Genomic DNA, 26252 nt, shown 5'->3' on the forward strand with positions numbered 1-26252 from the left:
TACATGCTCATCCGCGACCGTGGCCGGTCAAGATCGAACCGTGTCAGTCCCGACCAGGCCACATGCAGCGGCAGCTGCACCGTGCCGTGCGCCGGCCCGGCCAGCTCGCCGAGCGAGGCAGGCAGCCTGCGGGCATACCGCTCCCGCAGCACCTCGGCAGCAGACGGCGACGGCTCGGCAGCAGGCATGGCGGACATGCAGACCAGTATGACGCAGCACTCAAGTCATCTCCTCGGCCAGCGACGGCCGCGCAATGGCGTCAAGGGGAGGCCCGCTCCGGCGTGCGAAGCACGAAGGCCACCCGGGAGATTCCGGGTGGCCTTCATCTTCTGGCTTTCGGCCGCATGCTGCCGAGTCGGTGCCCTTCGCCGCTGTCTGCTGGCTACGCGAAGTGCTCTTCGAGCTCGGCGGCGAGGGCCGGGTCGGGCCGTGGCACATGGCCGTAGTCCTCATCAGCGAATGCGTCCAGCCGGCATACGGCATCCGCGAGCTTCGCGTGGTCCAGGGCCCAGCAGGACACCTCGACCACCTCGGTCTCGCGCTGGTAAACCGCAGCGGGGTCCACGTCCGTATCGGCGATAACCGTGGGCCGAGGAGTGGACGACATCGGAGTAGGTGGGCCGATGTTGATGCCAGGGCAGAGTTCACCGCCGACGCCGGAGTGGAGCTCATACGCCTGGCTGAACCAGAACGCGGCCATACCTTCCTCGCTGTACTGCGCGTGGTGCAGGTAGAGGCAGTAGGCAGCGGTCGCCATCCCGGCGCCGGCGGCGAACTGCCACCAGAACTGCGCGCCCTCGTGGCGATCGGACAGATACAGCAGGCAGGCGAAGGTCAGCGCCCCGGCCGGCTCGATGCGGGAACGATTGTTGACCAGCCGTGCCATCGCATCCACCGTGTCGGGGTTGCGTACCACCTCCGACGACAGCCAATCCAGTTCGGCCGTAGCCTGCCGGAAGCGTGCCCGCGCTCCCCTGTCGGCGTCAGCGTAGGTATCCGAGCGGACCCGGAGGTCGGACTGGGCCTTCACCATGCGAGCGCAGTGATCCATCTCGTCGGTGGCCTGGCTGACCGCGAGCCGGGCGATGCGCTTCAGCGATGCCTCCCAGTCGAAATCGCTGAACTCGTCGGCCAGGACCTCCGCCGTCGGCAGTGCCGCGTCGATGTAGGCGAGTTCGTCCCTTCCGCCGCTCATACGATCTCCTCCTCTTCCATGCTGTTCCCCCGGCTGGTGCCTCGGATGCCCAGCTCCCTGGCCAGCTGCCGGCGCGCCGCATGGATGTGCGAGCGGACCGTCCCATTGGAGACGCCCATGATCTCCGCGACCCGGGGGAGGTCGTAACCCAGCACGAAGCGGAAGATGATGACGTCCAGCTGACGCTCGGGAAGGTTCGCGATCGCCGCGTACAGGCCCAGCGACGACTCCATCACCTCCAGCTGGCGACGGGCAGTGGCACGCACCCGGTCGAAGACCGCGGTCTCCACGAAAGCGCTCGCGCGCCCCGTGCGTACCAGCCGGGAATGGATCGCGGAACGGAGGACCGACTGCGCGTAGCGTTGCACGCTGGGCGCGGTCAGCACGTCCGGCCAGCACTGCAGCAGCTCGGCGAAGGCCAGCTCCACCGTCTCGATCGCGGCTTCGCGGTTCCCGAGATGCAGCTTGGCGTAGCGCAGGTAAGCGCGATGATACTGCTGGTAGAACGCCTTGAAATCGAGAGGCGGTTCGTCCGGTACCTTGCTGGCCATCTACTCCTCCACCGCCTGCTGCGCGCCGATGATCACGTGCACTGTCGGCGCGGGTTGAGCGAACGCTGCCTGGCCTATGACCTGGGCCGTAGTGGTGGCTGTCGCCGACACGTCCTCGGCGAGTGCGGAGTTCACCAAAGATTCCTTTCACTCAAGGCATCGTCGACTCCGCCTCATGCGGGCCGAACACCTTATGTGATCAGGCCATCACATAGCGGCCCTGTTCGTTCAGCAGCCAAACCAGCTATCTCAATAAATAGGCGCACTCACCCCGCCGCGCGCCCCCTTTCCGCTTCAAGAGCTTCGTCCGCATGCCGTCACCCGGTACCCGCCGCGAGGCAGGTCGCACTGGCGACACTCCGTGCGCCGTCTCGCCCGGCGCGTAAATCGAACAGGCGTATCATTCGGGCCATGGCCAGAGCCTACGACTTCCCCCCGGACCTGCTCGCCGCGCAGGAAGAACTCCACCAGGTCGCCGCCGCCCTCACCGCGCTCCTCGAGGGCCTTCCATGGTCCGTTGAGCCGCACCCGGGGTTCAGTGACTCCGACATCTGGCGCCCGCGGCAGCGCCCCGCGTCCGACGGCTGGTCCGAGGAGGACCAGAAGGAGGTACAGCGGCTGCGGGACCGGCAGCGGGAGCTGACCATCACCGTCGTCACCCACGCCTTCTGGGCAAACTTCGAGGGCCCGGACCTCGTCACCGCGCGGATGCAGCTCAAGCACACCCACGCCGCCGCACCCGCCGCGTAGCCGTGGACGCCTTCAGCCCCGACACCCCGGACCCGGACGCCCCTGGGCCTCCGGCGTGGGTCGAGCTGGCTGACGGCCAGAGCGTCACAGCCCAGGTCATCGGCCGCCTCGACCGCCGCGGTACCGGGAGCGGCTGGTGGTACGAGGTGCGTCTGCCCGTATGGGCCGAGGTGGAGCTGCCGAACCGCATCACGGTCGAGCCCGACTCGATCGTGATGCGCGTCCCCGCCCGCCTGATCAACGCCATCGAGGGCACCGACTACTCCTCCGTACCGACCCGGCGGAAACACCGGGCACCCCGACCGCCCCACTCCTCCCCCGCCGCCCCGGCAAGCCGGTGGAGCGTACAGCACCTGCCCGCACCCGCCGGCGGCCCCGGGCGCCGGGTCATCCACCACGAATCGTGCTGGCTACCGGCCGGTGACGCGGACCTCACGCTCGACCAGGCGCTGCGCGAGCTCACCCGGCCGGGCAGCGAACCGTGCGCTGCCTGTGATGCCCGCCATCTCCCGGCGTCCTGAAGTCGGCAGACCCGGCATCGCCCGTCGGCCGCCTCTGCGCGCCTAGAGTCTGCATCAGGCGGACAGCGGCCTGAGCTGGGCACTCTGCCGTTGGCGTGTTTAGGCTGGGACACCCCAGGGGGGCGTAGGAGGTGTCCCATGCGTCCCGTCTGGAGCGGAGCTGTCAGCTTCGGTTTGGTGACGATTCCGATCAAGGTCATGCCCGCGACCGAGGATCACTCGATCAGCTTCCGGCAGATCCACACCGCCGACGGCGGCCGCATCCGCTACCGCAAAATCTGCGAGCTCGAAGACCGCGTACTCGACCCGGACGAGATCGGGCGGGCCTACGAAGCCTCCAAAGATCAGCTCGTGCCCGTCAGCGACCAGGAGCTCGACGATCTGCCCTTGCCCACCGCCAAGGCCATCGATGTCGAAGCCTTCGTGGAGGCCGAACGACTGGACCCCATCCGCTTCGGCAAGCCGTACTTCCTCCAGGCCGATGGTGCCGTTGCCGCCAAGCCGTATGTGCTGCTCAGGGAAGCGCTCCAGCGCAGCGACAAGGTCGCCGTCGCCAAATTCGCGTGGCACAACCGCGAGCGGCTCGGCGCGCTCAGGGTCGTCGGCGACGCCATCGTCCTTCAGGTCCTCCACTGGCCGGATGAGATCCGCTCGGCCGAAGGACTCGCCCCCAAGGCCGTCGACATCTCCGACTCCGAGGTCGACGAAGCCATGACGTTGATGGAGGCCATCGGCGGCACCGACATCAGCCAGTACAAGGACCAGTACCGCGAAGCGGTGGAAGCCGTCATCTCGGCCAAGGCCGCGGGCGTCGAGCCGCCCGAGATGGAGGCACCGGCCGAGCCCAAGGGCAAGGTCGTCGACCTCATGGCCGCCCTCCAGGACAGCGTGCGCGCTGCCAAGAAGAGCCGCGGCGAGGACACCGGCGACGAGGCTGATGTGCACGAGATCAGCGGGCAGCGGGCGGCGCCGAAGAAGAAGGCCGCGAAGAAGACGAGCGCCAGCGGGAAGAAGGCCGCGGCGAAGAAGGCCTCGAGGAAGCGGCCGGCGTCGTAACCGAGCGCGGGCGGTGGCACGGCCTGGTCACGGCCCGCCGTGACCACCCGCGCGCAGCGCAGTGAGCCGGCACCGGCCGGGGTTCGGGCCCAGTCCTGGCGAGGAACGCGTTCAGCTGGCGTTCGGGTCCTGGCCGACCAGCCGCGTGAGCAGTTCCACGATCTGCGCCTGGTTCCGGTCCATCTTCTGCCCCAGTTCCTCGATGCGGCCTTCCAGTCGGTCCACCTTCTGATCGAGGTTCCCGACCTGGAGACGCACCGCGGTCAGGTCGCTCTTGATGATCCCGAACTCGCGGTCGGTCTTCTGCTCGACCTCTTCGAAACGCCGTGTGAGAGCGGCGAGTTCGCTGTGAGCTATGGGGTCCTCGGGCACGCGGGGCGCTCCTGCCAGGCCAGGGATACGAGCGGTCATCAGGCTGTCCACGATATCGCGCTCACCGGGCGCCGGTCCTGACCTCGGACGTGATCGAGGCGGGCGCCAGCGATCCCTGGTGGAGTGTGGAGCCCGGGGCGGGCAGGGGTACGTACGAGCGGGCCAGCCGCTGCCGAGTGATCGGGGCGGCCCGATCGGGGCAGTGGCATTTGGGGTCAGGGGGATGATGCTGCGCAGTCCTCCAGTCGGGCGGCGAGTTCGAAGGAGGCTTTGGGGATGGTGCCGTAGTCGGCGTCGGATTTGGTCTCCAGACGCTGGACCGCCACGGCCAGTGACTGGCACAGCGGCTGATCGGCGAGGGCGGGGTTGTCGACGACGCGCGTGCTGGCGGCGACGCCGGAGTGCAGGATCGCCATGGTGCGGTTGATCATGGATTGGGGCGTGTACCAGCTGCCGCGGTGTCCCTGGCTGGGGGGCCTGCGCAGGAGGCTGACCAGGTCGTCATGGGGGCTGGTCTGGTTCTCCAGGTGTTCCAGGCAGGCGGCTTCGTGTGCCCAGTGCTCGGCATCGCGGAGCTCTCCGCGCTGCATATGCATCAGGTACAGGCACAGTGCCGCGGTGGCGCTTCCAGCGCCGGCGGAGAACTGCCACCAAAACTGTGCTCCCTCCCGGTCCGCCAGGTGCAGCAGGCAGGCGAAGATCAGCGCGCTGGCGGGTTCGACGCGGCACGACTGGGCCAGGAGCGCGATGTGGTGAGCGGCCCGGGAGTCGCGGATCACCAGGGTGGACAGCTTGCGCAGATCCTGGGCGGCCTGTTCGTGCTGGGCCGTGCACAGGGGAGTGCGGTGGCGGGGAGCGTCCTCAGGGAGCCAGGGCTTGACCTGCTGAGCGGAGGACTCGAGCAGCAGCGCGCTGCGCCACCAGGTGTCGGCGATCTCGCGTTCGATCCGCAGACGTGAGGCCGCGGTGTCCTCGTCGTCGTACTCGTGCTGAAGGATCTCGGCGTCGGCCAGGAGTTCATCGAGGCTGCGCGGTGTCATGTCACTCCTCATCGTCGCAGTCCGTATCGAACGCTATGCCCAGTTCCCGGGCGATCTTCCGGCGCGCGAAGTGGCAGTGCGAACGCACCGTGGCCTTGGTGACTCCCATGATGCGGGCGACAGTATCGGTGGAGAAGCCGAGGACGTAGCGGAGCACCATCACGTCGAACTGCCGCTCGGGCAGCCTGGCTATCGCCGGATACAGGCCCAGAGCGCTCTCGATGACCTCGAATTCCTGGCGGCTGGACTCCAGCACCGCGCGCACCACGAGCTGCAGCATGGCCGTCTCGGGCACCGCGGGCTTGCGGCCCTGGATCCTAAGCTCCCCGGCGACGCTCTCCTTGAGCAGAGCCCACGCGGAGGCGGCGGGGTTCGCCTCCTCCATCAGGTGGGCCCAGTTCATCGCCAGGTGCATCAGCACCTGGTGGACCAGCTCACCGGCCGCGTGCGGATCACCCAGATGCACGTGGGCGTAGCGGCGGTAGGCCCGGTAGTACTGGTCGTGGAACGCCCAGAACGCCTTCGGGAGTTGTGGCAGCGGCACCATCAAGGCGGGCCTGGACTGCGACGTGTGGTGGTCGCTCACTCCGAGCCACCGTCCTCGCGGGCAACGCAGGCAGCCGGGGTGCCGTCGCGGCGTTCCATCAAGGCCGCGGCTCCCACGCGCACCCCTGCCCCGAGCAGTCGGCGGGCCAGTGCCATGGCGTCCGGGGTGAATACGCGCAGCGCGATAGCCGAAGCCAGCACGCTGTTGGCGACATCGTGAGTCACGAGTGCAAGGCCCTTCTGGTCAACAAGGTGGGCAGCGCCTGGTCCCCCCTCGGGGCGCTGGAGAGCTTCCTTGCCCTCGATCACCAGCTAATCGACCATGAGGCCCAAACGTTGAACGGCACACTCGAGATTTTTATACGCGAAGCAACCGGGCGGTTACTCTCGTTCGAATCCGGTCCCGCGCCACACGCCCGACACCCCCGAGGTGAGGGCCTTTCAGAGCCCGCGGCAGCACCCCCACCTGCACCCTCTCCTCACCGACCGCAACATAGTTCTAACGTCAAGTAACCAACGTTAATCGCACTCCACTTGCGTCGCACCAAAGGCGCGTGTTCCAGATCACAGATGCGACGGGTGGGACCCGGCGGTCCAGGCCGTCGCCGCACAGCGGGGCGCTGGCCAGTCCACGCCCGGCCAGGATCGCCTCAGCAGTGTGGGAAGGCGCCGGGGCGGGAGGCCGGCGTGCGGCTTACGCCCTAGCCCGACCGCGGTTCTGGAGCGGCCATCGCGGCCCCGCTGCCGGGTCCCGGCACCATACGTACTGGCGCTCGGGTTCCACGGTCATGCCGAAGTCGTACAGGGTCGGCTGTCCCTCGGTCAGCCACCAGTCCCAGGCGGGCTCCAGTTCGTCGGCCAGGCGCCGCGGCCCGCTCTGGAACGCGACGGCCTCGCCGTCGGGGAGTGTGGTGAGCGTGGCCCAGGAGGCGACGCCATCGTGGATCCACACGTTCACGCCGTCGTCGTCCACGCCCGTGCTGATCTGCACGTCGGGGAGATGGATGCGCAGGGCGAACAGCAGGTGCGCGTCGTCCTTCAGCGGGCGCAGGTCCCGTACGAAGGGGCGTTCGTCTTCGGCAGGGCCGGTGCCGCGCACGTGCGACCAGCTGCTCGCGGGCGGTGTGCCGCGGGCGGGCATGAACATCGCCAGCCCCTGCATCCACCCCACCGCCGAGCGGTGGTCCTCGGCGACGGTCAGCGCGACGTGCCCCAGCCGCCCCCACGGGGTGACGATCCTCCCGCCCGGCCGCGTCTGCTCCACCCACGCCCAGGGCACCTGGTCGACGGCGTAGGTGGAGATCACCCGGTCGTATGACGCCCCGGGCAGCCAGCCTCCGGCACCGTCGGCGACCACAACCGCCACGTCGGTGCCGACCGTGTCGAGGTGTTCCGTGGCCTGCCGGGCCAGTTCGTCGTCCACCTCGACGCTGACCACTCGCCCAGGGCCCGCACGCCAGGTGAGGAGAGCCGCGTTCCAGCCCGTTCCGGCCCCCAGCTCAAGGACGCGGTGGCCCGGTTCGAGTATGAGCGAGTCGAGCATGTCCACCACGATCGACGGACAGGACAAGCTCGAGGAGGGCGCGCCGTCAGTGATCTGGGTGACGGCCGCGTCGTGGGGCCGTCCGTAGACCTCGGCGGCCCACCGGACGGGGTCGGCGCCGCGGTCGAGCGGCTGATAGGTGTGGCCGTCCCAACGCCACAGCCGGTCCGGCGCGAAGGCGTGCCGTGGTGTGTCGGCGACGGCCTGCCTCGTCCAGGGCGAGCGGGCAGGCCACAGCCCGTGCTGGTTCATGGCCTCGTCCAGCTGCTTCCGCAAGCCGTCGTAGTCGACCACGCGGCTACTTCCGGTGTGTCCCGGACGGCGGCGGAGGCGGCGGCACCTGCCCGTCCGAGTTGTTCGGCGGCGGAGTTCCCTGCCCCGGATCAGGATCCGGTTTGCGATGCTTGCTCACGATATACTCCAGATTCTGCACCTCTACGACCGGGCCATGATGACGCGCAGTCAGGGGCAGCGGTAGAGCGCGCGGGAGCACCCACGGGGCCGGAGGCACTGCGGGAAAGCGCCCTGAGACGCGGCCCCCGGGGCGATGCTGTCGGTAACCACGGCGTCAGTGCCGACTCGGCGGCCGTCCCCTGCCAGGCCGCCGGGCTTGGGATTCAGCGGGCGGGTGTGTAGGTGATGCGGGCGTCGTGGCAGCCGTCGGCGAGAGTGGTGAGAGCGGCTGCTTCGCCAGGGTCGGCCGACAGGCCCCAGCGGGACTTCACCACGGTCCATTCCTCGATGTACCGACAGCGCGCCCCCGGATCCGTGGGCAGCCACTCGCGCGGGTCCTGGTCGGCCTTGCTTCGGTTCTCCCGGGCACTCACCGCGACCAGGGACCGCGCATCCCCGAGATCATTGGCGTAGCGCTGCCGTTCCAGGGCCGACCAGCCCGAGGCCCCGCTGTCCCACGACTCGGCGAGGGGCACGAGGTGGTCGATGTCCAGGCCGCGGGCATTGGGGACGTCGGTGTCGTCGTAGTACGAGTGCCATACACCGCCGGTGATCGTGCACCGGCCGCTGACCGTCGGCGGTTCGACCGCCTCGGCGAGTAGGACTTCCTGGCGGGTGTTGCAGCCGTCTGCGTCCTCGTCCACCCAGTGCCTAAAGGCCGTGCGTTCGTAGCCCGTGCGGTCCTCGGCAGCCACGGGGAGCGCCTGGATGGCTGCCCGCAGGGTGGTGGTGACCGCCTCGGCGGGTGCCGCCGAGGCCGGCGCCACCGTCGCGGCCAAGCCCGCGAGGGTGGCGGCGAGGGTGAGGACGGTGGACCTGACGCGCGTCCGCATGATGTGCCTTCCTGTTCGACCGTTTCAGGCCCATGACTACCGGGGCCTGGCAGGGCGACATGCGATAAACGAATCGAAGATCACTCGACAGAGCGGGGTGCGGCGGTCCTCGGCCGTGCTCCAGCACGCCCTTCCTGGTGCGGTGCGCGCCCCGCTGCCGTGCGGCGGCAACGGGATCACTCGGTGCCTCCGTACTGTGGCGGTCCCGGTCCCGGACGCGATCGATGTGGGCGCCAGCGCTCCCCGGCGGAGTGCGGAGGCCGGGGCAGGGGCAGGCGTCAGGCCCGGGCGAGCGGGCCGGCCGCGGCGAGGAAGGCGTTGTGCGCGGCCCGGGCGAGGTCGCCGCGCCGGTCGCGGTCGGCCCGGTCGGGGGCCTCATGGAGGGCGAAGGTGACATCGACGACGTGGACCGCGAGCGACAGGACCCGCGGGTCGTCGGTCAGCAGATGGAGTGACGTACACCAGCCCCTTGACGGCACTGCTGGTACCCCGACGGGCTGATATGGCGGGGCATCCCAACGCCCGGCTGACGCCGGAAGGGCGCCGCCGATTATGCGAGCGCGTGGACGCCGGACGGCCGATCGCTCCCGTCGCGGCGGAAGCTGCGAGGGGGCGCCGGTATCGGCTTCCTGCGCGAGGTGGGCAGCCTGGCCGATGGATCCTGGGATGATGAGGGCGACGGCGTTGAGGGTGCCCCCGTCGTGGAATGCCCCCGCCCGAACCCGTCAGACGCATAGGGACGAAGGGAAGTGAGAGGGTGACCGCACAGCCAGTCCACCCGCACCAGCCGGAACCGAGGGTCCCGCGCACCATCGGCGGTATTTCCGAGGCGCTGCGCGGCGCCCGGCGGGCGCAGTTCTTCGCCGAGGTGCTCGCGGCCGAGCAGGGCGCCGAGCTCGATGCGACGCTGACCGAGTGGTGGGGCCGGGCCATGCTGGACAGTGACCCGCAGCGCGACCGTATCCACGCGGCCGCCGAGGCGGGCACGCTGCCGACCACGAGCTGGGACGAGATCGCGCGCCGTCGCCGCGCGAACGGCGGAGCGATGCCCGGTGAGTGACGAGCCCCGCGGCTTATGGCCGGTCGCGCCTTCCGAAGCGGTAGGGGAAGCCTTGGCCGACCCGGGGCTGTCCGCCGATCTGTTCTCTGCGGTGGTCGCCCTGACGGTGTCCATCGCCGAGTACCGCGTCAGTCAGGACACCCACGAGGTAGTCCTCACCCGGATCATGCCGTTCTGACCGAAGCCCCGTTTGCTCCTCGAAAGCTCCGCACCCAAGCCTGCTGGCCAGCTGGGTGCGTTCGGTGCGGGCCCGGCACGGTGCCGGAACGCGCGCTGTCTCCGGGCGACGTAGATGTTCGGTCCGTCCTGGCCAGGCTCGGTGTCGCCGACGTAGTCCCGTGCGAAGGGCCGTTCGCTGTCGACGGGGCCGGTGCCGCGCACGTGCGGCCGAGCTGCTCGCGGGCGGTGTGCCGCGGGCGGGCATGAACGTCGCCAGCCCCTGCATCCACCCCACCGCCGAGCAGTTGTCGTCAGCGACAGTCAGCGCGACGTGCCTCAGCCGCCACCACGGGATGACGATCCTCCCACCCGGCCGCGTCTGCTCCACCCACGCCCAGGGCACCTCTCCCGGCTCCCGGCGCGCCGGACACGCCAGCGCGCTGGGAGCCGAGGCGCATCAGGTCGACCGCGATCACCATGTCGCCTTGCACCCACTCGGTCCATACGGGTGAATTCAATGGCACAGTCGATTACTGGACTCGCTATTTGGATAAAAGGGTGGGGCTGAGTGACGCCACACGAAAGGGCATAGCAAATGGAGAAGGATCAACCGGCTGAGGCATCGCAGTCTGAAGCCAGCGCAGAAGGGCCCTTGGACCTCCCGGCTGGTCTCACCCTTCTGCTCAGTCCAGAACATCGTGAACTCGCAATCGTACTGAACAAGATTTGCACCGATGCCAGCTTCCGAGAAGCGTTTTGGCGCGACCCCGGATTGGCGCTGAACGCGGCGGATCTACAAGTGCACCCGCAGGTCGTGGAGCATCTCCGTTCGGCTGACCGTGCGGTTATCGAGAAGATCGTGGAGGAATCCCGAACCATTTTCGAGCGAAGCCAAGGCTTCACATATGACGGCGAGGCTGTCGCCGTCATCCCGCTCGTAGCGGCAGCGTTCGTTGCAGGTGCGCTTGCTGGCGCACTGGTCTCTGAAGTACTGCATCATCACTTCACCCACGTCGCTGACAACTAGGGAACTGTCTAGAGCCACGGGCCGAAGGCCAGGAGGAGATCCTATGAATCAGCGTGCTTTGGTGATGTTGGTCAGTGGCACGTGCCCCCCCGACTGTCTAGTGTGTCGCAGGGGCGACAAGCAGAAATCATCAGCGAATTCACTCGACCTTTCCACCCTCGACGGATACGACCCACAGCAGCACGACGAAGTTTATGTCGGAGTGGAGGCATTCTCAGACCCAGAGCAGTTGGCTCTTGTACTCGATGCCTGTCAGCGCCGGGGAATTGCACCGATTCTTGTTACCCGCGGGCAGTGGCTTACGTCCCGACAGGAAGGCACGCATTTCCTGAAGTCGCTACTGCAACACGGCCCTTTCCGTATCATGTTGGCTCTGGACCATAGTCATTTTCAAGCACTCGGGCCGACACGCGTCGACGAATTCCTGACCGCTGCAAAGCGCGCATTCCTGACACCTCCTGAGATCCTGTATTTCCTGAGGGACGGCGAACGCCTGCCAGACTCGCTTCTTTCATGTGAGGCCGTGAACAAGTTCACGACACTTCACACGACAAGTTTCCCCAGTCTCGAAGAGCTCCTCTCCACCTCAGCCCAGCCCCCCACTACCGGAGGAGCGAGGAGCGTCTCCGCCGTCGCAGACTCGGTAGCTGCCCACGATGAAAAGAAGCAATATCCTCTGCGCTTCAACGCTTTGGTCTTGGAGACTACGCATTTCTGCAACGCACGCTGCACACACTGCTACACAAGTTGTGGTCCCGAGAGTCCGCGAGACCGCCTATCCGTGCAACAGGTCCGGCAGATCATCGACGAAGCCGCTTCGCTGCCGAATCTAACGAAGCACTGCCATATTGGTGGCGGCGAAGCAACGATTTATTGGGATGATCTTGTTTGCATGCTTGATCACGCCCAAAGTAAGGGATTTCGGAACTCCATCGTCACGAATGGATTTTGGGGTCGAACGCAAAAATTGGCAACGCGCAAGGTGGCTGAACTCAAATCTGTAGGCGTCGAGCGGATCGAGTTCAGCGTCGATGCAATGCATCAGGCATTCGTATCACCCGCCGCCATCAGTAATATCATCCGGGCAGGCAAGGATACTGGTGTCCGGATTATGCTACGCGTCAGCACGACTAAGACTCACCGTACCGCCGATGTCATGAAAAGCGTCGATACAGACGCGCAGGCCGACATTATTATTGCGTCGGCCAAAGTGGTACCCGTGGGGCGCGCGCGCGAAGAAATTCCTATCGATGATGTATGGACAGATGCAGGGATTCCAATTGGGGCGTGCTTCGAGCTCCTGAATTTGACAGTAACACCGAACGGCGATGTCTTCCCTTGCTGCGCTGGCAGCGAAGTTTGTCCGTCACTGAAGTTGGGAAACTGCCTGGAGCAATCGCTTCCCGAAATTATGGGTGCGAGTCGCGGTAACTTTTTGGTTCGCACCCTGGTTCATACGGGACCGGCGTATTATGCAGCCCTCATCAGGGAGGCTGGCCTCGGCGATAAGTTGCCGGACAGATTCGCGAACTTCTGTCACCTCTGCAACCACATCTTCACGGATGAAGATCTATCTAAATTCGTCCGAAAATCGATTAACGATAAAGTTGGCCATGTGCTGGAGAAAATGGCGGCCCAGGGAAGCTGACCTCAATCTTTCGCGTGGCCAGTAGACCTTTTCGTGACTTAACTGCACGATCCAATAGCCATGGTAGCCATTCGGGCTGGGCGACATGTACCGCGTCGCTGCCGCCTACGAAGCCGCCCGCAGCGAAGCCGAGCAACTCTGTTCGTCCGCCCCCGACTCCGCGCAGTGAGCAATCGAGGAAATCCTGCGGCAGGCGAACAACCGCTGGGGGCGCTTCAGCGCAGGTCACCGGCCGAGCGTTGCGCATTGCGCGGGTGCACCGGCACCCAGGACTCGGATCGAGCGGACCGCCTCGCGGCCGGCCATCTCATTGGCCGCGGACATTAGCCGAGATCGCGAGGCCCCCAAGGATGAGAGCCGTGGACAGCGTGCGCACAGCTGAAATCACCGGTCACTATCACTGGCAACATCGGATGCGCCGGTGGGCAGCTCCTCCTCAGGTGGAGTTGCGCGACGCGATCAGCCGGTTGGTGAGCTCTACCGTGGCCAGGTACCACCAGAAGATCCAGTCGAGGAACGCTTCGTCGTACTCGCTGCGCTGGTCGGCCCGGCGGTGGCGCAGGTCGAACCGGTTGGCGATCTCGAACAGGGCGCCTTCGTCCTTCCCGAGGTGTTCCTTGATCAAGGCACGGCGCTCCTCGAGTATCCGGGCGAGGTTGAAGATCGCCGATCTCTTGCTCTCAGTCGACGTGTCCCGTGCGCGGAAGAGCGCGATGGCGTGGCGAACGCCGGCGGTAGCGTCGGGCGGGCTGTCTTTGAGGACGCGGTGCACCAGCTGGCTGCGGGCGTCGTCAGTGACGGCGACCAGGCGTCCGAGGTCTTCGCCTTCGGCGGCCAGTTCGTACTCGATGCCAGCCGCGCGCAACAGCTGGTTGACCTTCCACCGGTACAGGACGCGTGCCGGGCCGTTGTGGAACTCCGAGTGGTGCCATCCGCAGCCGCTGTAGGAGTGGTATCGCCGCATGCGGGGGCGGCTCACCAGGTCGTGGAACACCTCGATCAGCCCGTAGAAGGTGTCTTCGTCCCACGTCTCCGGCGCCAGAGGCCACAGATCGGGGATGCCCAGGCGGCTGTCGATCATCTCGGAAGCGTCGGGCAGCTCGCTGTGGTCGTCGACGCATTCCTCGCCGAACACCTCGACCAGGTAGCCGCGGTCGGCGAACTCACCGATGAGCCGCGCGAAGTCGCGTCGGGTGTCCCGCGCGGTACTGCCGTCGTGGGCGGGCCCGTTGCCACGGCGCTGCGGCCAGTACGGCCGCGGGGCGGTAGCGTGCCTGAGCTCGGGCGCCCGGTTGATGAGTTCCGTGAACCAGTCGTGCTGGTCCATTACGGCCTGTTTGGTGCCCCAGCCGGTGGCGGTTGTTGCCCAGGGGTCGGCTGTTGGCGCGCTGTGGTTAGGTAGGTCCTCAAAGTCAGCGACTGCGGTTGTGCCGGTCAGGGCCTCCGTCATGAGCCATTTCGCGCGGTCCTGCCAGGAGCTCGTGGATCGGAGGATGCGCTCGCCCTCGGACACGAACAGCGAGGTGGGCCAGAGGAGTTCGTAGTTGCTCAAGTCCAGACTCACTGCAATATCATCGCCCATCAGGGGGTGCCCGTCCCGGGCGATGAATTGGCTTCTCAGCCCCGGATGAGTTCTTGGAACTGCGGACATCCGACGGCATGCCACTCCCTGACGAGAACCTCCCCGTCCACAACCACGACCTCGGCGTGCCACGCCAGGCAGTCGTGGCACGCACGGATCTCGTACGAGTTGCCGTCGTCGTCGAACGCCTTGAGGTCGACGGAGCCGATCGGGGCTCGGTAGGTGACGTCCTGCTGCGGATAGGAGCTTTCTGCCATGGCGGCCAGTATCTACGCAAGTTAGTGCTCGGACGGTCCTTCGGGGCCGGGATCGCGTGCTGGGATTTCGCTGCGGCAGCCCTTGCACTCGACGGTCTGGGGCAGCGTTGTGAAGCGGACCCCGAATATGCCGTAGGAGCCTTCGACGCGATAGCTCCCGCAGACCGGGCATGGCGTGGCCTGGAAGTCCTTGTCGCATCGCAGGCATCGGCCGCGCTTCACGTCGCCTTCGCCCGGCCGGATTGGCATCTCCCACCACTGAAGGACAAGCTCAGCCGTTCTTGCGCTTCGTCCGCGGCTGTCGAGCGACGTTGTGGGCCTTCATCTGCGCCACCACCTTGTCGTGCAGCTCGCGCAGCGGCCCCAGCTCGGCTGGCAGCGCCAGCGTCACGGCGGTGCAGCCCTTGCGGCGGGTGAGAGTGACGGCCAGTTCACCGCTGTGCTTCTCCCATATCCGCACGAACAGCGAGGCCCGACCGGTCTGCACGGGGCCGCCGACGGCCTCCCGCTCGGCGATCATGCGGGTGAGGTTGCCGTAGAGGCGCTGCAGCGGGCCAGCCTCGGTGGGCAGCGGCACATGCCGCACGGATGCCTCTGGGCGGGGCGTGTCGGCGGCGTGCAGGCCGCCGTAGCGGTCCTTCCACACCCACACCGTGATCGTGTTGGACTGCTCTGCTGTTCCGGTGCTCGCGTTCGCGCGCGGCTTCGACGACACCGGGTCTTTCCCCACAGTCCGTGCAGGAGCCGTCGGGGCGGGCGCGCCAGCCTGTGCGCGTTCTGCACGCTTTACCCAGCGGTCGATCTCTTGGTGCTGGGACGCGGTGACGTACTTGCCCGCCTTGGCCGCCTCTTCGACGAGCAACTGCACCTGGCTGTACAGCGTCGCTTTCGACATGTGGCGCCGCGGACGGTGTCGCAGATCTCTCAGGACCCGCCGCACCGTCTCGAAGGCGGCCCGCGCGGTCAACTCCGCCAACTCCTCTTCTGCCCGTTCCATGGCTCGCTCTGCGTTCGCGGCCTCCTGCACTCGGGTCTGCGCGACCACGAAGTCGGCGGCAGCACCCGCGATCCGGTCCTCATCCTCGGTCCGGTCGTGCGCGGCGGTCGCGTTGGCGCGGGCCAGCAGTTCTCGGGCCAGCTGGGCATTCCGGGTCGTGACGGCCTCGTCCAGGCGCGCGAACAGTTCACGCCGGACGTCGGCCTGGCCCAGCAGCCACTGACGCGCGTCGCGTACGGCGTTGGCCAGCTCAGTCTGTGTCGCCGAACTGGCCCCGGTCAGGTCGGCTATCTCGCGACTCACCCGATTCACCACGACAACGGACTCCACTTTGCGGGCACTGGCCAGCTGGCGCAGCAACACCTGCGCGCGGGCCTCAACGTCCGGTTCCTTCTTGGCCTTCCCCGCGGGCCAGCGTGGCGAAGGAGCCGTGGTGCGCGCCTTGATGATGCGTTCGACGGCCGGCGTCGACAGCCCCCGCTCCGTCATCGCGCACTCGTCCAGGCCGAACCACTCCGTGGGCCGCGCGAACGCCTCGGTGCCGATACGGACCCGCCGGGCGGTGCCCTCGCTGTCCAAACGGATGCGGTGGATGTACCAGCGGCGGATCAGCGTGTCCCGGTCCACCGGCACCGACACGCCCAGCACCGGCTCGCTGCCCTCGTCCCACACCGGGGCCACCGCCTGGTCCAGATGCACCCGCAGCCCGCCGCGCCGCCAGTGAATGTCGACCACGGAGCCGACCGGCACACCGTCGGGCTGGGCGAAGTCGAAGCGGGCCTGCTCACCGCGGCCGTGAAGCCAGGTGGCGGCCGCGGCCTTCACATACAGGTGGTCGGCGCTGGCCACGCCCCGGGAGCGGCGCCGGCACACGTGCGGCAGCCCGTCCGGGTCCGGGTGATGGGCGAAGTGACAGACCCGGTCGGTGTAGAGCTTGGTGGTCAGCTGGCCGCCACAGCCGCCGAGCAGCAGCCCGCACCAAAACGTGTCGTGCTCGAACCGGCAGCGGAACGCGTCCAGCTCGATCGCCTCCAACGGGAGCATCAGCGGCTTCTCCGAGTCCGCGCTGCCCAACACCGCCGTCTGGATCTGCCGCCTGTCGTCCTGCAAGAAGCCCCACCCTTTCGCCCCAACTCATCGTGCCACCAGCGTCGTTGATCCCTCCAGATGGGCTTGAGCCACCACCGGCACATGCCGTGGGATGCAGAACGGGAGAAGAAAGAGTCCCAAGTCGGCCGGCGGGCCGCCGTGTCCCCGGTAGCGTCCTGGCCATGACAACTCAGCAAGGGGAGGACGCGACGGCCGGCACAGCCGTCGACGAGGAGGAAGCAGCACGGCGTGCGCTGGAGGCGCAGCTGTCGTGGGAGGACCCGGAGCAGGAACCGGGTCAGCCGTGCCCGTGCGGGAGCTCGGACGGGCTGCACGGTGAGGAGTGCGACTGCGAGGAAGGGGCGGTCCTGATCCACACGATGCGCATCCCGGGCAGCACCGACGACGTCACGCTGTGGGAGGACACCTTCGCCTGTACCCACGGCTGCAACGAGTACATCGAGAAGGTCACCCTGCCCGAAGCGCCGTGGGGGGTACGGGAACAGGCCGTTGATCGCCTGGGCGTTCGGTACGAGCGCATCCGCCTCTTCCCGGGCATCGTCCACGGCCAGGAGGAGCTGCTGCCCGGCTTCGGGGAACGGTAGACGCAGACCGGGGCGGGCAAGCTCGGTTAACTGGACGTGTTCGGCTCGGGCCGCACCATGCCGAACGCGTGGGCTGTTTCTTGGTCAGCGTGCTGTATTCATCGATCGACCTGCACGGTGACGTGAAGTCCCAGCCCCTCCCCGAAAGCTTCACGCCATCCTGTCGAGCTTGATGCACGAGCGCGTCGTCAGGCCGACGCGGAATGCACGATCGAAGCGGACCGGGCCAGCGCCGGGGCTATCCCTGTCGTGCTGGTCATCCGTTCGCTCGGCCTGCCGCTGCGCCTCCTCCAGCTCTCCGCGCCGCGCGAGCACCACCGCCAGGTCGCAGCGCACGTCGGCCTCGGCCCGGGTGAAGCCGTGCAGCTCGATGCTGTTCAGCGCGCCCGTCAGGTCCTCGATGCCCCGTCCGCGCCAGCGTCACCGGTCCAGATGCGATGTCCGCCGCCTCCGGATCCGGTGCCGAGCGCAGCAGCAGGAGAAACGGGTCGAGCCGCTCGGCGCCGGACGCGGTGCGCTCGGCGAGCGTGTGGGCGATGGCGCTCGCCAAACCGGTGTGTTCGTCGCCGACGACGGTCGGCGGTGCGAAGGCACGATCGACGGCCCGGGACGGTGGATCCGCGATCGGCCCGCTGTGTGGGGCCGGTAGCGTTGCAGGGCACTCCCCGTTCACTCCGGGGGTGAGCCTGGAGCTAGCCAAGGAGAAACAGGTGGCCGTGCTGGTCCGGCAACAGTCCATTGAGGTTCCGGTCGATTTCTTCGGCTTCTGTTTGCAGGACGGAGATGACACGCAGGTACCCATCCCCTACCCGGACGACAGCCCGGATGACGATGCCGCATTCCTCACGGCCTTCGAAGGGCGGGTGGATGTCAGGAGCGCGGGCCACACGCACCGCGCCCTTCTGACCGCCGAGGTGTGGGATGGCGCCGCGCCGGCGGACCACCGCGAGAGGTGGGAAGCGCAGGGAGAGACGGAGATCCGTTCGACGTCGGGCGCCCTGGCCGTGTGGGTGGTGGGCGGTGCAACCGAGGAAGATCTCGAGCTGGGTTCGCCTGGCACGTTGTGGAAGCTGCGGCTGTACTGCACCGGCCGTAAGGAGGTGGCCCGGCTATCCCAGGAGGGTGTCCCTCACGGTGTCGAGCGCTATGTCGCGCAGTTCTGGCCCGCGTCGACGTGAAGTGCAGGGGCTCGGTTTCCGCGTGTCCGAGCCCCCTACGGCATGAGGTCACAGGGTCAGGTGATTTTGACCATAAAGGCGTCTATCTCTTCCGTGCCGATCCTGCCTTCGACGATACGGTTCTTCGTCAGGAACCCGGCCAGGATCGTTCCCGCGTTGCCGTTGTCCGCTTTCGGCAGAGGCATGGCAGAGAAATTGTTCTTGGGAGTCGACGGCTCGTACTGCGGGAGTGCTTGCGCACAGCCCTCGTAGGTGATGGCGAACGGGTACTCGTCACATTCTTTCGTCCCGCCCTCGGAGTAGCCATCACCCCAGTACTTCCGGCACACCTTGATGGCCTCGTCCCGGTTCTTATCCCTGCGCGTCTGGTCGTAGTACAGCCGATGCAGCTTGCGGTCAGTACCGAACCCGGGCACGTTCTTCGCCGAGTTCACAGGCTTGGTGTCCTGAGGCTTGGTGTGCGCCGTCTTCAGATGCTGCGCCACGGCCCTCTCAGGCGCCCCGGCCTTGGAACTGTAGGGCAGGTAGACGGCGACCGGGAAGGACGCGCCGCCCTTCTTCTTGGCATCGCCTCCGCCGCCCGCGTTGTAGAGATATTTGGCGGCGTCCCATTGAGCGGCCAGGAACCCGACCCGGACCTTGCCGTCTCCCTGCCGTATCACCCAGTTGGGCGGAATGATGAGGTTGAGATAGGGCTGGTAGGCCAGCGCGACGACATCATCCTTGCCGCGTCCCTGACCGGCGTCGTAGATGACGGTGTGCTGGTATTTCGGGCTGGTCTTGAGGGCGTTGAAGGTTTTGGTGGGCGGTATCGATCCGCCTTGCCTCTTGCGGGCCGACGACGGAAACGTCGTCATCTCCGCATCGGTGTTGACCCTCATGCTGCTCGCCCCTGTCCTGCCCTCGTTGAAGAAGTCAGTGAAGAGGTAGTCGTACTTGACCGTGCGGTCCTTCCGGTCGGGCACCGTCGAGATGACCCACAAAGTGAAAGAACTCTGCCCGGTCACCGCCCCGTTCTTCGCCCACGTCTGCACCATCTGGATGCCGCTGCACATCGCGAAGCGCGACTTCACATAGAACAGCTTCCCGCCTTGCAGGCCCTTCTTGCACTCGGCACGGGTCATGGACCGAGGCGGCTCGGGATACGTCGGGCGAGCCGCAGCCGACGTCGTGACAGGACTGATGTCCGCCATGGCCGATGGCTGATCAGACACAGGAAAGTGACCAGCGACAGGGCCGACCGTCTCCATCGGCAGCTTCCCGCCGACAGGCTCCCGAGGCTGGACCAGGCGCGCTCGGCCTGACTGCAGGTCCTTCAGCGACGGGATATGCGAACTCGCCGGCAGGGTATACAGCGCGGTCGTCTGCACCTGTCCGCCGCTGCCCTCAGCCGCCACCGCGGGTGCAGCAGCCGGAATGAGTAACGCAGCGGCTAAAGCCCCTCGTATCCGGCCGGGTCTTCCCCACTTCTCAAGTATGGATCGTGTCACGCCTTCATCTCCTCCCCGCGTGCTCGCCAACTTGGCGCACTGCCGGTCAGTTTCGAACACGCCCGTATTGGGTCGTCACATGACACGCCCGGCGGGAAACAAGGTGGCCGATAATCGGCGAAGATGACCGGATTACGCAGCGCAAAAATTGATGATGAATTCAACAATGTCTTGCGTATGTGACTGGTGGCCTGCCAGCACCCGGGCCGGCCGGGTCGGGCTACTTAGCACGGGCCCGCCGCAGCGCGCGAACGCGACTGCTGTCCGCAGCCAGGCTTCCTCCAACTCGCACGCGGAGGAGCCTGCGTTCTGCTGCTCGATGGCGGCCGCGGTCCTCGAGTCGAGGATCCATTCCGCCCTGCTGGCCTGGTGGGCCGCCAGCGCCTGCTGGTAGCCCGGCGACGCGGTTTCCCGCGTACAGACCAGCGCCTCGGGCAAGCCGACCGCAGGTCCGGGTCGGCGGCTGCCGAGACGAAGCCCGCGTGGCCCGGTGCGGGCGGCAGGACGCACAGTTGCGCCGCGCCGGCGGGGGGGGCGAGCGCGCGTTCGCGCCCGGGTACCTCCGTGTTGGCGCCGTGATCAGCTTCGGCGCGCTCCAGCGCAGCTTGATGCTGTAGGTCGGGGCGTCGGGACGACGTCCAAGCGGCCGGTGTCCGCATCGAACCCCACCGCGCGGGCGTGGCCGGTGAGTTCAGGCGCGGCTGCGGCGAGGACGCGGGCGGCGGCCAGGGCCTGACGGGCGAGGTCGACTCCGCTCAGCTCGGTGGTCATGCGATCATCGCCCCGACCGTGTCGCCGTCGAGGAGCCGGGCGGCGAGCTCGCACCGGGCCGGGCGCCGGGAGCACTGCCGCAAGGCGCTGGCCTCGGACAACGTGACCTCAACAGCTTCCCGGCCACGCCGACTGTTTCCCCACAGCGACCCCTGGCCGTGGGGCCCCTATCAGATAGGGCCCCTGCCGCGGTGCCGGACGAGGCCCACTAGGTGCCGGCGGTAACCACGACGACCAGCACCGCGGCTCCGGCCAGAGCGGCCTACCTGTGCCGCCAGAGACACTCTGTCGCTGGCCGCGCCGAGCCGGGACAGCAGCCGCTCGACCTGGCCGACCCGTAGCCCGGAGAGCACCTAAATCCAAGAGAACTGCCCAGTCCGCAGCCCTCCGTAACACCCTTTAGTTTTACTTTCAGACAAAGGAAAGCTTTGAGCCAAAGCGGCGTGAACCCGTTGGCTATGAATACCTCAACCCTCTGCGTCACTTATTTTCAGCCAGCATCTACATACGGTCCGTAAACGCCCAGTCACTCCTGGGCGCGAGAGGTGAGTAAACCGCACATAACAGGCGATTATGCCCAAGATGAACATCGGACAGCTAATCTCAAAATTACTCAAACCAGGCACCCTATGTGGCGTAATCATTCCCTCCGCCGACCGGAGGTTCGGTTACAGTAATCACGCACAAGCGAATGGCTCGGCCTGCAACAAAGTAAACGCGCACGTGCCGCCGAGGGCAGCGGGGGTTGGCGGAGTCTCTCAAAAGCGAAGCGGGCCGGGACCTTTCCTCTTACTTGCCGCGTGAGCCACTTACCTCGTACAGAGAGATTTTGCATGCCTGTATACAGATCTGAGTTGGTAACTTGCACGCGCACGATAAGCCTTAATACGGAAAAGCTGATGAAGCAGCTTGACGGTGTGGACTTATGGGCCGTGGTCAAAGCCAATGCATACGGTCACGGCTCCGTTGCAGTAGCGCAGGCCGCTTTGGAAGTAGGAGCTCAGGGGCTTTGTGTAGCAACAGTGCAAGAAGCTATGGCACTCAGAAGGAAGTTTCCCTCGGAACGTATACTTATAATGGGTCCCATTGCGTCGAACGATCTTCCCTTAATCCGTGATGGTCACCTGGAATGCGTGGCCCACGACGATGCAAATCTCGACGCCCTGGCTCGGGACACGGTGAAGTTCCATATCAAACTCAACACTGGCCTGAACCGATGGGGAGTATCCAGAGTCCCTAAAAGAATACCTGGCCATGTAGTGGGAATCATGAGCCAGCTGGCTACAGACGGCGACACGGCTATCACATATAGGCAGCTCAGAAAATTCCTTGAGCTTACGGAAGAGGCTTCCCACGTCACCCGACACATCGCCAATAGCTGTGCTGCATGGCTATTTCCTGAAACGCACCTCGACGCGGTGCGAGCTGGCTGTTCTCTTGTGGGGTTTCCACCTGTTCCTGGCGTGGATGTTGGACTCAAGCCTGCGCTCCGTTGGACTAGTTATGTAGCGCAGGTACGAAACCTTTCCCGAGGTGAGAGCATTGGATATGAGGAGGCCTTTGCCTTAGCCGAGTCTACTTCGATAGCACTCATACCCGTCGGATATGCAGACGGTTTCAGCCCAGGGCTGGTGGGCAGCGAGGTGATAGTGGGTGAAGAACGCGCAAAGGTAGTGGCAATCTACATGGATGCTATGGCGGTGACGCTTCCCAAAAGAGTGCCATCCGGGACACCTGTTGTCTTGATTGGAGACGGAATCTCACTGGCAGATCACTCCGAGAGTAGTGGCATCGATGGCTGGAAAATCAGCTCCTGCCTGGTCGATGATGCACGACGAATTAAACGTCGGGTCATCTGATTTATCGCCGAGCGAATCAAACGTGAAAGGAAACAAAATGCGTATTGCTGTTTTACTTGGTGGCCCCAGCCCGGAGGGCGAGGGGTCCTTCACATCCGGCGAGCCTGCGGCCAAGGCGCTCATTAGTCTAGGGCACGAGGTCGATACTCTGGACATGATGAACGCTGGATTCTGGAAGGATCTTCAGAAGTATGAAGCGGTCTTCCTGGCCGGCCACGGTTGGTATGCGGAGGACGGGAAGCTGCAGGGACTGCTGGAGATGCTCCGCATTCCCTATACGGGAAGCGGCGTTCTCGCCAGTGCTTTGGGAATGCACAAGCCGACCTTCAAAAATCTCCTGAGCGCCCACGGCATAGCCACACTGCCCTTCGCCGTCCTCAAGCGAGGCTGTTCCAGGGAGGAGATCAAAGAAGCTATCTCCGGTCTCAAGTTCCCGCTGTTCATGAAGCCTGCGTCCAGCGGCGACAGTTTTGAAGCTGGCATCATTCGAGGCATTGAAGATATCGAAAAGATCGCCACGACTCGAGGGAAGTACATTTCTCAGGAATATCTGGTGGAGCCTTACCTGACCACCAACACCATGACTATTGGAATCATTGAGCAGGATGGCAAGCCGACGGCTCTTCCTGCCTTGGAGGCCGTGCCGCGTAACGAGTTCTACGACAACGAAGCAAAGAACGATCCAAGCCTGACCGAGTACCGATGCCCAGCCCCAGTCGAGGCCGACGTTGCCGATCACATGCGAGATACTGCCCTCCGGGTATTCAAAATATGCGGCTGCTCGGGTGTCGGCCGTGTGGACTTCATGATATCCGAGGATGGCCCCGTCGTGCTGGAATTGAATACTATTCCGGGGCTTGCCCCCACAGGAAATCTGGCAACCATGGCCGCAGCCGCTGGGATCAGCTATGAGAGGCTGACAGAGCTGATTCTCGACAGTGCTCTCAACCGTCCTCAAGGTTACCGGCCGTAGAAGGCATCATGCTCGTTGGCGCCCGCCCTCCTTTCGGCTAGGCAGGGCGCCTCTCGCCTCCCAATTCCCGACGAACGGTATTTGATGGCCGGTATTGGTTTGCTCCCATCAGCACCTGGACTTCGGCGTTTCGCCTACGCCAATTTCATCAACACAGTAGGCGTTGGTCTCTATCTCGCAGGTAGCGCACTGTACTTTACTCGGGGAATCGGCCTGTCGGCTGCCCAGGTGGCCTCCGGTCTTGGCATTGCCACAGCTGTCGGGCTGGCCTTCATGGTGCCTTTCGGCCGCCTTGCTGACCGTTTCGGAGTGAAGAACATCTACGTGCTCTTGCTACTCCTGCAAGCAGCCTCGATGTTCACTTTCACCATTGTCGACACCTACGCCATGTTTGTCACCATCGCAGTTCTCAGCGGAGTTGCAGAGCGTGGTGTCTCTGGAACTGCAGGCGCGTTTATTCATGCCATCAGTGAGCCGGCCGAGCGGGTCGTGGGACGCGCACAACTGAGAACGAGCACTAATGCGGGGCTCGGGATCGGCAGCCTTCTCGCGGCGGTTGCTCTGGGCATGGACACCACGGCGGCCTACGCGGCACTGATAGCCGGCAATGGAGTCCTCTTCGTGCTCGCTGCCATCTGCGTATCGCGGATCCCTGTCGTGAAGCGCCGGACCGAAGCTCGCTCAGAGAAGACTCGATCCCACGTGTCGCTGGTGGCCCCTCTGCGCGATCGGGGTTACATGGCGGTTGCGGTGACCAACGGTGTTCTGTCACTACACGTCACCGTGCTTTCGTTCGCCATGCCGCTCTGGGTCGTCGAACACACCGAGGCCCCAGCATGGGGCTTGTCTCTGCTTCTCGTGATCAACACGGTTCTGTGTGTGCTGTTCCAAGTGAGAGTGGGCCGACACGCCAGTAATGTGCCGGCAGCCGCCCAAATGACCCGCAGCGCAGGCCTTGTCCTCGCCATATCGTGCGTACCGATTGCAATCTCGGGACATCTCACGGCCTGGACGGCACTGCTTGTCCTCGTGGTCTGGGCCTGCGTTCACACCCTGGGCGAGTTGCTGCAGACATCCGGCGAGTTCTGTTTCAGCTTCAACCTGGCGCCTGACCAGGCCCAAGGCGTCTATCAAAGCGCTTTCGGGCTGGGATCGGGCACGATTCGTGCTCTGGCACCCAGTTTGCTGACGCTCGTCGTACTTGAGAATGGCGAACTCGGATGGGTCCTGCTCGCCTGCTTGTTCACTCTGTCCGGGTTGACTACTGCAGCCGCGGCGAGTTGGGCGCACCGACGCGCAACAGCACCAGCAGCGACGACAGATCCTCCCCCAGCCCCGCACACCGAGGCGACTCCGTCGTAACCCGGACAGTGTGGTGCCTCCCCAACTGCTGACACGGGCCTGCGACCGGTCCACGGCACGCTCACAAGCAGTGGTGTGGTGTCCGGCTGCTGCTTGCCGTTGGTCCGGTTTTCCGTGCCGAAGGCCCGGCCGCCCAGACCCGACTGATTGATCCTCACCTTTTTACGAAGGAGGACCGGTTCCGTGGAGACGATCATCTCGCATGATATCGATGACATCGATCCACCCCGCTGGGATGCTCTCGTGCGCGGGGTGTTCTACTCGGGCCATGCTTGGGCCCGCTATCAGCAGTACGACGTTAACTCGTCGGCTCGCTATATCCAAGTGATTGACTCCGGCAGACTCGTGGCTGCGGCAGCCGTCTACCTCGTCCACAAGGAGCTGAGTTTTCGCTACCAGCCTGACGTTATCTTCCCGGAAGCCCATCAGGGTCGGCTCAGTGGCTCGCCGACCCTGATCGTGGGAAATCGCCGCGGCAACTCAAACAGCCTGCTCCTCGACCGAGCCCATCCGCGGGCGGAGACTGCACTCCGAAGCCTCCTGGACACAGTGAACGGTATCGCGTCTAACGAGTCTGACGGCCGTGCATGGTGGCTGTATCTGAACGACGAAGACACCAGGCAGCTCATGCAGAGGACTGAGACCCTCTTCCCGAAGATCCTCGCCGGAGACTGCACCATAGAGCTGCCGGGAGTCGACTTCGATGATTACCTGAGCTCACTGTCGAGCAGCCAGCGTCGACAGGTGAAGAGCGACCGCCGGACTTTCAATGCGGTTGGCTACACAACTGCGTCCATTCCCTTCAGTCGAAGCTGGGAGACCTTCTCCCCTCTTGTGGCGTCGCACGAGAGAAGCCATGGCCACGACGTCAGCGACGAGTTCATCGCCCAGCTGATGAAAGGCCAGGCAGCGGCGTGCGGTGATACCGGCACCGTTCACGCCTGCTGGAAAGAAAGCAAGATGGTTGCGGGTGGCCTGACGTTTTCTACCGCCAGCATGATGGCGGGCCGGGCATTCGGTTTCGACCATAGTCAAAGAAGCTCATCCGAATACTTCGAACTATTCTATTATCGCCCACTCGAAATGGCCTATCGAGAAAATCTCGACTGTCTCCACCTTGGCATCGGGACACTGCAAGCAAAGGCCCGCCGCGGTGCAATAATCCGCCCCCTCTGGGGCCTTGCAACTGGAGAGGTAACCTCACAGCCAAGCAAAGCAGCTAGGGAACACAATCAGCGGACTTGGGACGAGTTCAAGGTAGAAGTCCCGGGAAACCCCCACGCGCTCCGCAGCGAATTGATGGCCGAGATCAGCTCCTGAAACGTCGAAATATCT

The 26252-nt window shown here is 65.4% G+C and carries 29 protein-coding genes and 2 pseudogenes; 14 read left to right on the plus strand and 17 right to left on the minus strand.

What is annotated here, in order from left to right:
* From ACT2CW_RS49395 to ACT2CW_RS49410, 4 genes and pseudogenes are all read right to left on the minus strand, one after another.
* Positions 1–188, minus strand: a pseudogene (locus tag ACT2CW_RS49395) (hypothetical protein); the annotation flags it as partial.
* Between the two features lie 194 nt (positions 189–382).
* Positions 383–1195 carry a hypothetical protein gene (locus ACT2CW_RS49400; protein WP_445521344.1) on the minus strand — a complete coding sequence of 271 codons (813 nt, stop codon included), beginning with the start codon at positions 1193–1195 and terminating at the stop codon, positions 383–385.
* Complete coding sequence (locus ACT2CW_RS49405) at positions 1192–1746, minus strand: RNA polymerase sigma factor (RefSeq protein WP_445521345.1); 555 nt, start codon at positions 1744–1746, stop codon at positions 1192–1194. The genes ACT2CW_RS49400 and ACT2CW_RS49405 overlap by 4 nt, the downstream gene beginning before the upstream one ends.
* Positions 1747–1881: a hypothetical protein gene (locus ACT2CW_RS49410; RefSeq protein WP_413804273.1), complete on the minus strand. Its 135-nt coding sequence runs from the start codon at positions 1879–1881 to the stop codon at positions 1747–1749. It lies immediately after the preceding gene.
* Positions 1882–2157: 276 nt separating this feature from the next.
* Between ACT2CW_RS49410 and ACT2CW_RS49415 the strand changes: the two genes are divergently transcribed.
* From ACT2CW_RS49415 to ku, 3 genes are all read left to right on the plus strand, one after another.
* Positions 2158–2496 (plus strand): hypothetical protein, encoded by a 339-nt coding sequence (locus ACT2CW_RS49415; RefSeq protein ID WP_445521346.1) that lies wholly within the window; start codon positions 2158–2160, stop codon positions 2494–2496.
* 2 nt (positions 2497–2498) lie between these two features.
* Positions 2499–3017: a DUF6233 domain-containing protein gene (locus ACT2CW_RS49420; RefSeq protein ID WP_445521347.1), complete on the plus strand. Its 519-nt coding sequence runs from the start codon at positions 2499–2501 to the stop codon at positions 3015–3017.
* Between the two features lie 138 nt (positions 3018–3155).
* Positions 3156–4073 (plus strand): non-homologous end joining protein Ku, encoded by a 918-nt coding sequence (gene ku, locus ACT2CW_RS49425; protein WP_445521348.1) that lies wholly within the window; start codon positions 3156–3158, stop codon positions 4071–4073.
* Between the two features lie 111 nt (positions 4074–4184).
* Here the strand turns inward: ku and ACT2CW_RS49430 are convergent, their stop codons facing one another.
* From ACT2CW_RS49430 to ACT2CW_RS49460, 7 genes are all read right to left on the minus strand, one after another.
* Positions 4185–4445 (minus strand): hypothetical protein, encoded by a 261-nt coding sequence (locus ACT2CW_RS49430; protein WP_445521349.1) that lies wholly within the window; start codon positions 4443–4445, stop codon positions 4185–4187.
* 215 nt (positions 4446–4660) lie between these two features.
* Positions 4661–5485, minus strand: a complete 825-nt coding sequence (locus ACT2CW_RS49435) for a hypothetical protein (protein WP_445521350.1) — start codon at positions 5483–5485, stop codon at positions 4661–4663.
* Between the two features lies 1 nt (position 5486).
* On the minus strand, positions 5487–6071 hold the full coding sequence (locus ACT2CW_RS49440; RefSeq protein ID WP_445521351.1) for a sigma-70 family RNA polymerase sigma factor: 585 nt from the start codon (positions 6069–6071) through the stop codon (positions 5487–5489).
* A complete protein-coding gene (locus tag ACT2CW_RS49445) occupies positions 6068–6340 on the minus strand; it encodes a hypothetical protein (protein ID WP_445521352.1) in 273 nt (90 codons plus the stop codon). Before ACT2CW_RS49445 ends, ACT2CW_RS49440 begins: the two co-directional genes overlap by 4 nt.
* Before the next feature lie 385 nt (positions 6341–6725).
* Positions 6726–7868 (minus strand): methyltransferase domain-containing protein, encoded by a 1143-nt coding sequence (locus ACT2CW_RS49450; RefSeq protein ID WP_445521353.1) that lies wholly within the window; start codon positions 7866–7868, stop codon positions 6726–6728.
* A 323-nt stretch (positions 7869–8191) separates the two neighbouring features.
* A complete protein-coding gene (locus ACT2CW_RS49455) occupies positions 8192–8860 on the minus strand; it encodes an HNH endonuclease family protein (protein WP_445521354.1) in 669 nt (222 codons plus the stop codon).
* A 278-nt stretch (positions 8861–9138) separates the two neighbouring features.
* Entirely contained in the window at positions 9139–9339 is a 201-nt protein-coding gene (locus tag ACT2CW_RS49460; RefSeq protein ID WP_445521355.1) for a hypothetical protein, read from the minus strand.
* A gap of 23 nt (positions 9340–9362) precedes the next feature.
* Here ACT2CW_RS49460 and ACT2CW_RS49465 point away from each other — a divergent pair.
* The 5 genes and pseudogenes from ACT2CW_RS49465 to ACT2CW_RS49485 all read left to right on the plus strand — a co-directional run.
* A pseudogene (locus ACT2CW_RS49465) lies at positions 9363–9476 on the plus strand (IS481 family transposase); the annotation flags it as partial.
* 141 nt (positions 9477–9617) lie between these two features.
* Complete coding sequence (locus tag ACT2CW_RS49470; RefSeq protein WP_445521356.1) at positions 9618–9920, plus strand: hypothetical protein; 303 nt, start codon at positions 9618–9620, stop codon at positions 9918–9920.
* 52 nt (positions 9921–9972) lie between these two features.
* A complete protein-coding gene (locus ACT2CW_RS49475) occupies positions 9973–10098 on the plus strand; it encodes a hypothetical protein (protein WP_445521357.1) in 126 nt (41 codons plus the stop codon).
* A 576-nt stretch (positions 10099–10674) separates the two neighbouring features.
* A complete protein-coding gene (locus tag ACT2CW_RS49480) occupies positions 10675–11106 on the plus strand; it encodes a hypothetical protein (protein ID WP_445521358.1) in 432 nt (143 codons plus the stop codon).
* A 43-nt stretch (positions 11107–11149) separates the two neighbouring features.
* Positions 11150–12754, plus strand: coding sequence for a radical SAM/SPASM domain-containing protein (locus ACT2CW_RS49485; RefSeq protein WP_445521359.1), 1605 nt, complete (start codon positions 11150–11152; stop codon positions 12752–12754).
* Positions 12755–13190: 436 nt separating this feature from the next.
* On the opposite strand, the gene ACT2CW_RS49490 is transcribed toward ACT2CW_RS49485, so the two are convergent.
* The 3 genes from ACT2CW_RS49490 to ACT2CW_RS49500 all read right to left on the minus strand — a co-directional run bounded on the left by ACT2CW_RS49490 (position 13191) and on the right by ACT2CW_RS49500 (position 16700).
* On the minus strand, positions 13191–14336 hold the full coding sequence (locus ACT2CW_RS49490) for a hypothetical protein (RefSeq protein ID WP_445521360.1): 1146 nt from the start codon (positions 14334–14336) through the stop codon (positions 13191–13193).
* Positions 14337–14371: 35 nt separating this feature from the next.
* The gene (locus ACT2CW_RS49495) at positions 14372–14593 is read right to left on the minus strand and encodes a hypothetical protein (RefSeq protein ID WP_445521361.1); all 222 of its coding nucleotides are present in this window, start codon (positions 14591–14593) and stop codon (positions 14372–14374) included.
* 271 nt (positions 14594–14864) lie between these two features.
* Positions 14865–16700, minus strand: a complete 1836-nt coding sequence (locus ACT2CW_RS49500) for a zinc finger domain-containing protein (RefSeq protein WP_445521362.1) — start codon at positions 16698–16700, stop codon at positions 14865–14867.
* Positions 16701–16861: 161 nt separating this feature from the next.
* On the opposite strand from ACT2CW_RS49500, the gene ACT2CW_RS49505 reads away from it, so the two are divergent.
* Positions 16862–17284 carry a hypothetical protein gene (locus ACT2CW_RS49505; RefSeq protein WP_445521363.1) on the plus strand — a complete coding sequence of 141 codons (423 nt, stop codon included), beginning with the start codon at positions 16862–16864 and terminating at the stop codon, positions 17282–17284.
* A 150-nt stretch (positions 17285–17434) separates the two neighbouring features.
* Here ACT2CW_RS49505 and ACT2CW_RS49510 read toward each other — a convergent pair whose 3' ends face one another.
* A complete protein-coding gene (locus ACT2CW_RS49510; protein WP_381374519.1) occupies positions 17435–17620 on the minus strand; it encodes a hypothetical protein in 186 nt (61 codons plus the stop codon).
* Positions 17621–17964: 344 nt separating this feature from the next.
* Here ACT2CW_RS49510 and ACT2CW_RS49515 point away from each other — a divergent pair, with 344 nt between their 5' ends.
* Positions 17965–18462, plus strand: a complete 498-nt coding sequence (locus tag ACT2CW_RS49515; RefSeq protein ID WP_445521364.1) for a hypothetical protein — start codon at positions 17965–17967, stop codon at positions 18460–18462.
* Between the two features lie 56 nt (positions 18463–18518).
* On the opposite strand, the gene ACT2CW_RS49520 is transcribed toward ACT2CW_RS49515, so the two are convergent.
* Both ACT2CW_RS49520 and ACT2CW_RS49525 read right to left on the minus strand, forming a co-directional pair.
* Positions 18519–19952 (minus strand): hypothetical protein, encoded by a 1434-nt coding sequence (locus tag ACT2CW_RS49520; RefSeq protein ID WP_445521365.1) that lies wholly within the window; start codon positions 19950–19952, stop codon positions 18519–18521.
* A gap of 132 nt (positions 19953–20084) precedes the next feature.
* Entirely contained in the window at positions 20085–20390 is a 306-nt protein-coding gene (locus tag ACT2CW_RS49525) for a hypothetical protein (protein ID WP_445521366.1), read from the minus strand.
* 1232 nt (positions 20391–21622) lie between these two features.
* On the opposite strand from ACT2CW_RS49525, the gene alr reads away from it, so the two are divergent.
* The 4 genes from alr to ACT2CW_RS49545 all read left to right on the plus strand — a co-directional run bounded on the left by alr (position 21623) and on the right by ACT2CW_RS49545 (position 26237).
* Positions 21623–22582, plus strand: coding sequence for an alanine racemase (alr, locus tag ACT2CW_RS49530; protein ID WP_445521367.1), 960 nt, complete (start codon positions 21623–21625; stop codon positions 22580–22582).
* A complete protein-coding gene (locus tag ACT2CW_RS49535) occupies positions 22518–23555 on the plus strand; it encodes a D-alanine--D-alanine ligase family protein (protein WP_445521368.1) in 1038 nt (345 codons plus the stop codon). The genes alr and ACT2CW_RS49535 overlap by 65 nt, the downstream gene beginning before the upstream one ends.
* Positions 23556–23639: 84 nt before the next feature.
* Positions 23640–24917: an MFS transporter gene (locus ACT2CW_RS49540; RefSeq protein WP_445521369.1), complete on the plus strand. Its 1278-nt coding sequence runs from the start codon at positions 23640–23642 to the stop codon at positions 24915–24917.
* A 183-nt stretch (positions 24918–25100) separates the two neighbouring features.
* Positions 25101–26237: a peptidogalycan biosysnthesis protein gene (locus ACT2CW_RS49545; protein WP_445521370.1), complete on the plus strand. Its 1137-nt coding sequence runs from the start codon at positions 25101–25103 to the stop codon at positions 26235–26237.
* Positions 26238–26252: the final 15 nt, after the last annotated feature.

The organism is Streptomyces sp. NEAU-174 (genome assembly GCF_052665095.1).

What these genes read in the sequence shown, in the direction of transcription:
- ACT2CW_RS49400 (WP_445521344.1), bottom strand. Translation starts at nt 1,195, where the DNA reads ATGAGCGGCGGAAGGGACGAACTCGCCTACATCGACGCGGCACTGCCG.
- ACT2CW_RS49405 (WP_445521345.1), bottom strand. Translation starts at nt 1,746, where the DNA reads ATGGCCAGCAAGGTACCGGACGAACCGCCTCTCGATTTCAAGGCGTTC.
- ACT2CW_RS49415 (WP_445521346.1), top strand. Translation starts at nt 2,158, where the DNA reads ATGGCCAGAGCCTACGACTTCCCCCCGGACCTGCTCGCCGCGCAGGAA.
- ku (WP_445521348.1), top strand. Translation starts at nt 3,156, where the DNA reads ATGCGTCCCGTCTGGAGCGGAGCTGTCAGCTTCGGTTTGGTGACGATT.
- ACT2CW_RS49435 (WP_445521350.1), bottom strand. Translation starts at nt 5,485, where the DNA reads ATGACACCGCGCAGCCTCGATGAACTCCTGGCCGACGCCGAGATCCTT.
- ACT2CW_RS49455 (WP_445521354.1), bottom strand. Translation starts at nt 8,860, where the DNA reads ATGCGGACGCGCGTCAGGTCCACCGTCCTCACCCTCGCCGCCACCCTC.
- ACT2CW_RS49480 (WP_445521358.1), top strand. Translation starts at nt 10,675, where the DNA reads ATGGAGAAGGATCAACCGGCTGAGGCATCGCAGTCTGAAGCCAGCGCA.
- ACT2CW_RS49485 (WP_445521359.1), top strand. Translation starts at nt 11,150, where the DNA reads ATGAATCAGCGTGCTTTGGTGATGTTGGTCAGTGGCACGTGCCCCCCC.
- ACT2CW_RS49490 (WP_445521360.1), bottom strand. Translation starts at nt 14,336, where the DNA reads ATGGGCGATGATATTGCAGTGAGTCTGGACTTGAGCAACTACGAACTC.
- ACT2CW_RS49495 (WP_445521361.1), bottom strand. Translation starts at nt 14,593, where the DNA reads ATGGCAGAAAGCTCCTATCCGCAGCAGGACGTCACCTACCGAGCCCCG.
- ACT2CW_RS49505 (WP_445521363.1), top strand. Translation starts at nt 16,862, where the DNA reads ATGACAACTCAGCAAGGGGAGGACGCGACGGCCGGCACAGCCGTCGAC.
- alr (WP_445521367.1), top strand. Translation starts at nt 21,623, where the DNA reads ATGAAGCAGCTTGACGGTGTGGACTTATGGGCCGTGGTCAAAGCCAAT.
- ACT2CW_RS49535 (WP_445521368.1), top strand. Translation starts at nt 22,518, where the DNA reads ATGGCTGGAAAATCAGCTCCTGCCTGGTCGATGATGCACGACGAATTA.
- ACT2CW_RS49540 (WP_445521369.1), top strand. Translation starts at nt 23,640, where the DNA reads ATGGCCGGTATTGGTTTGCTCCCATCAGCACCTGGACTTCGGCGTTTC.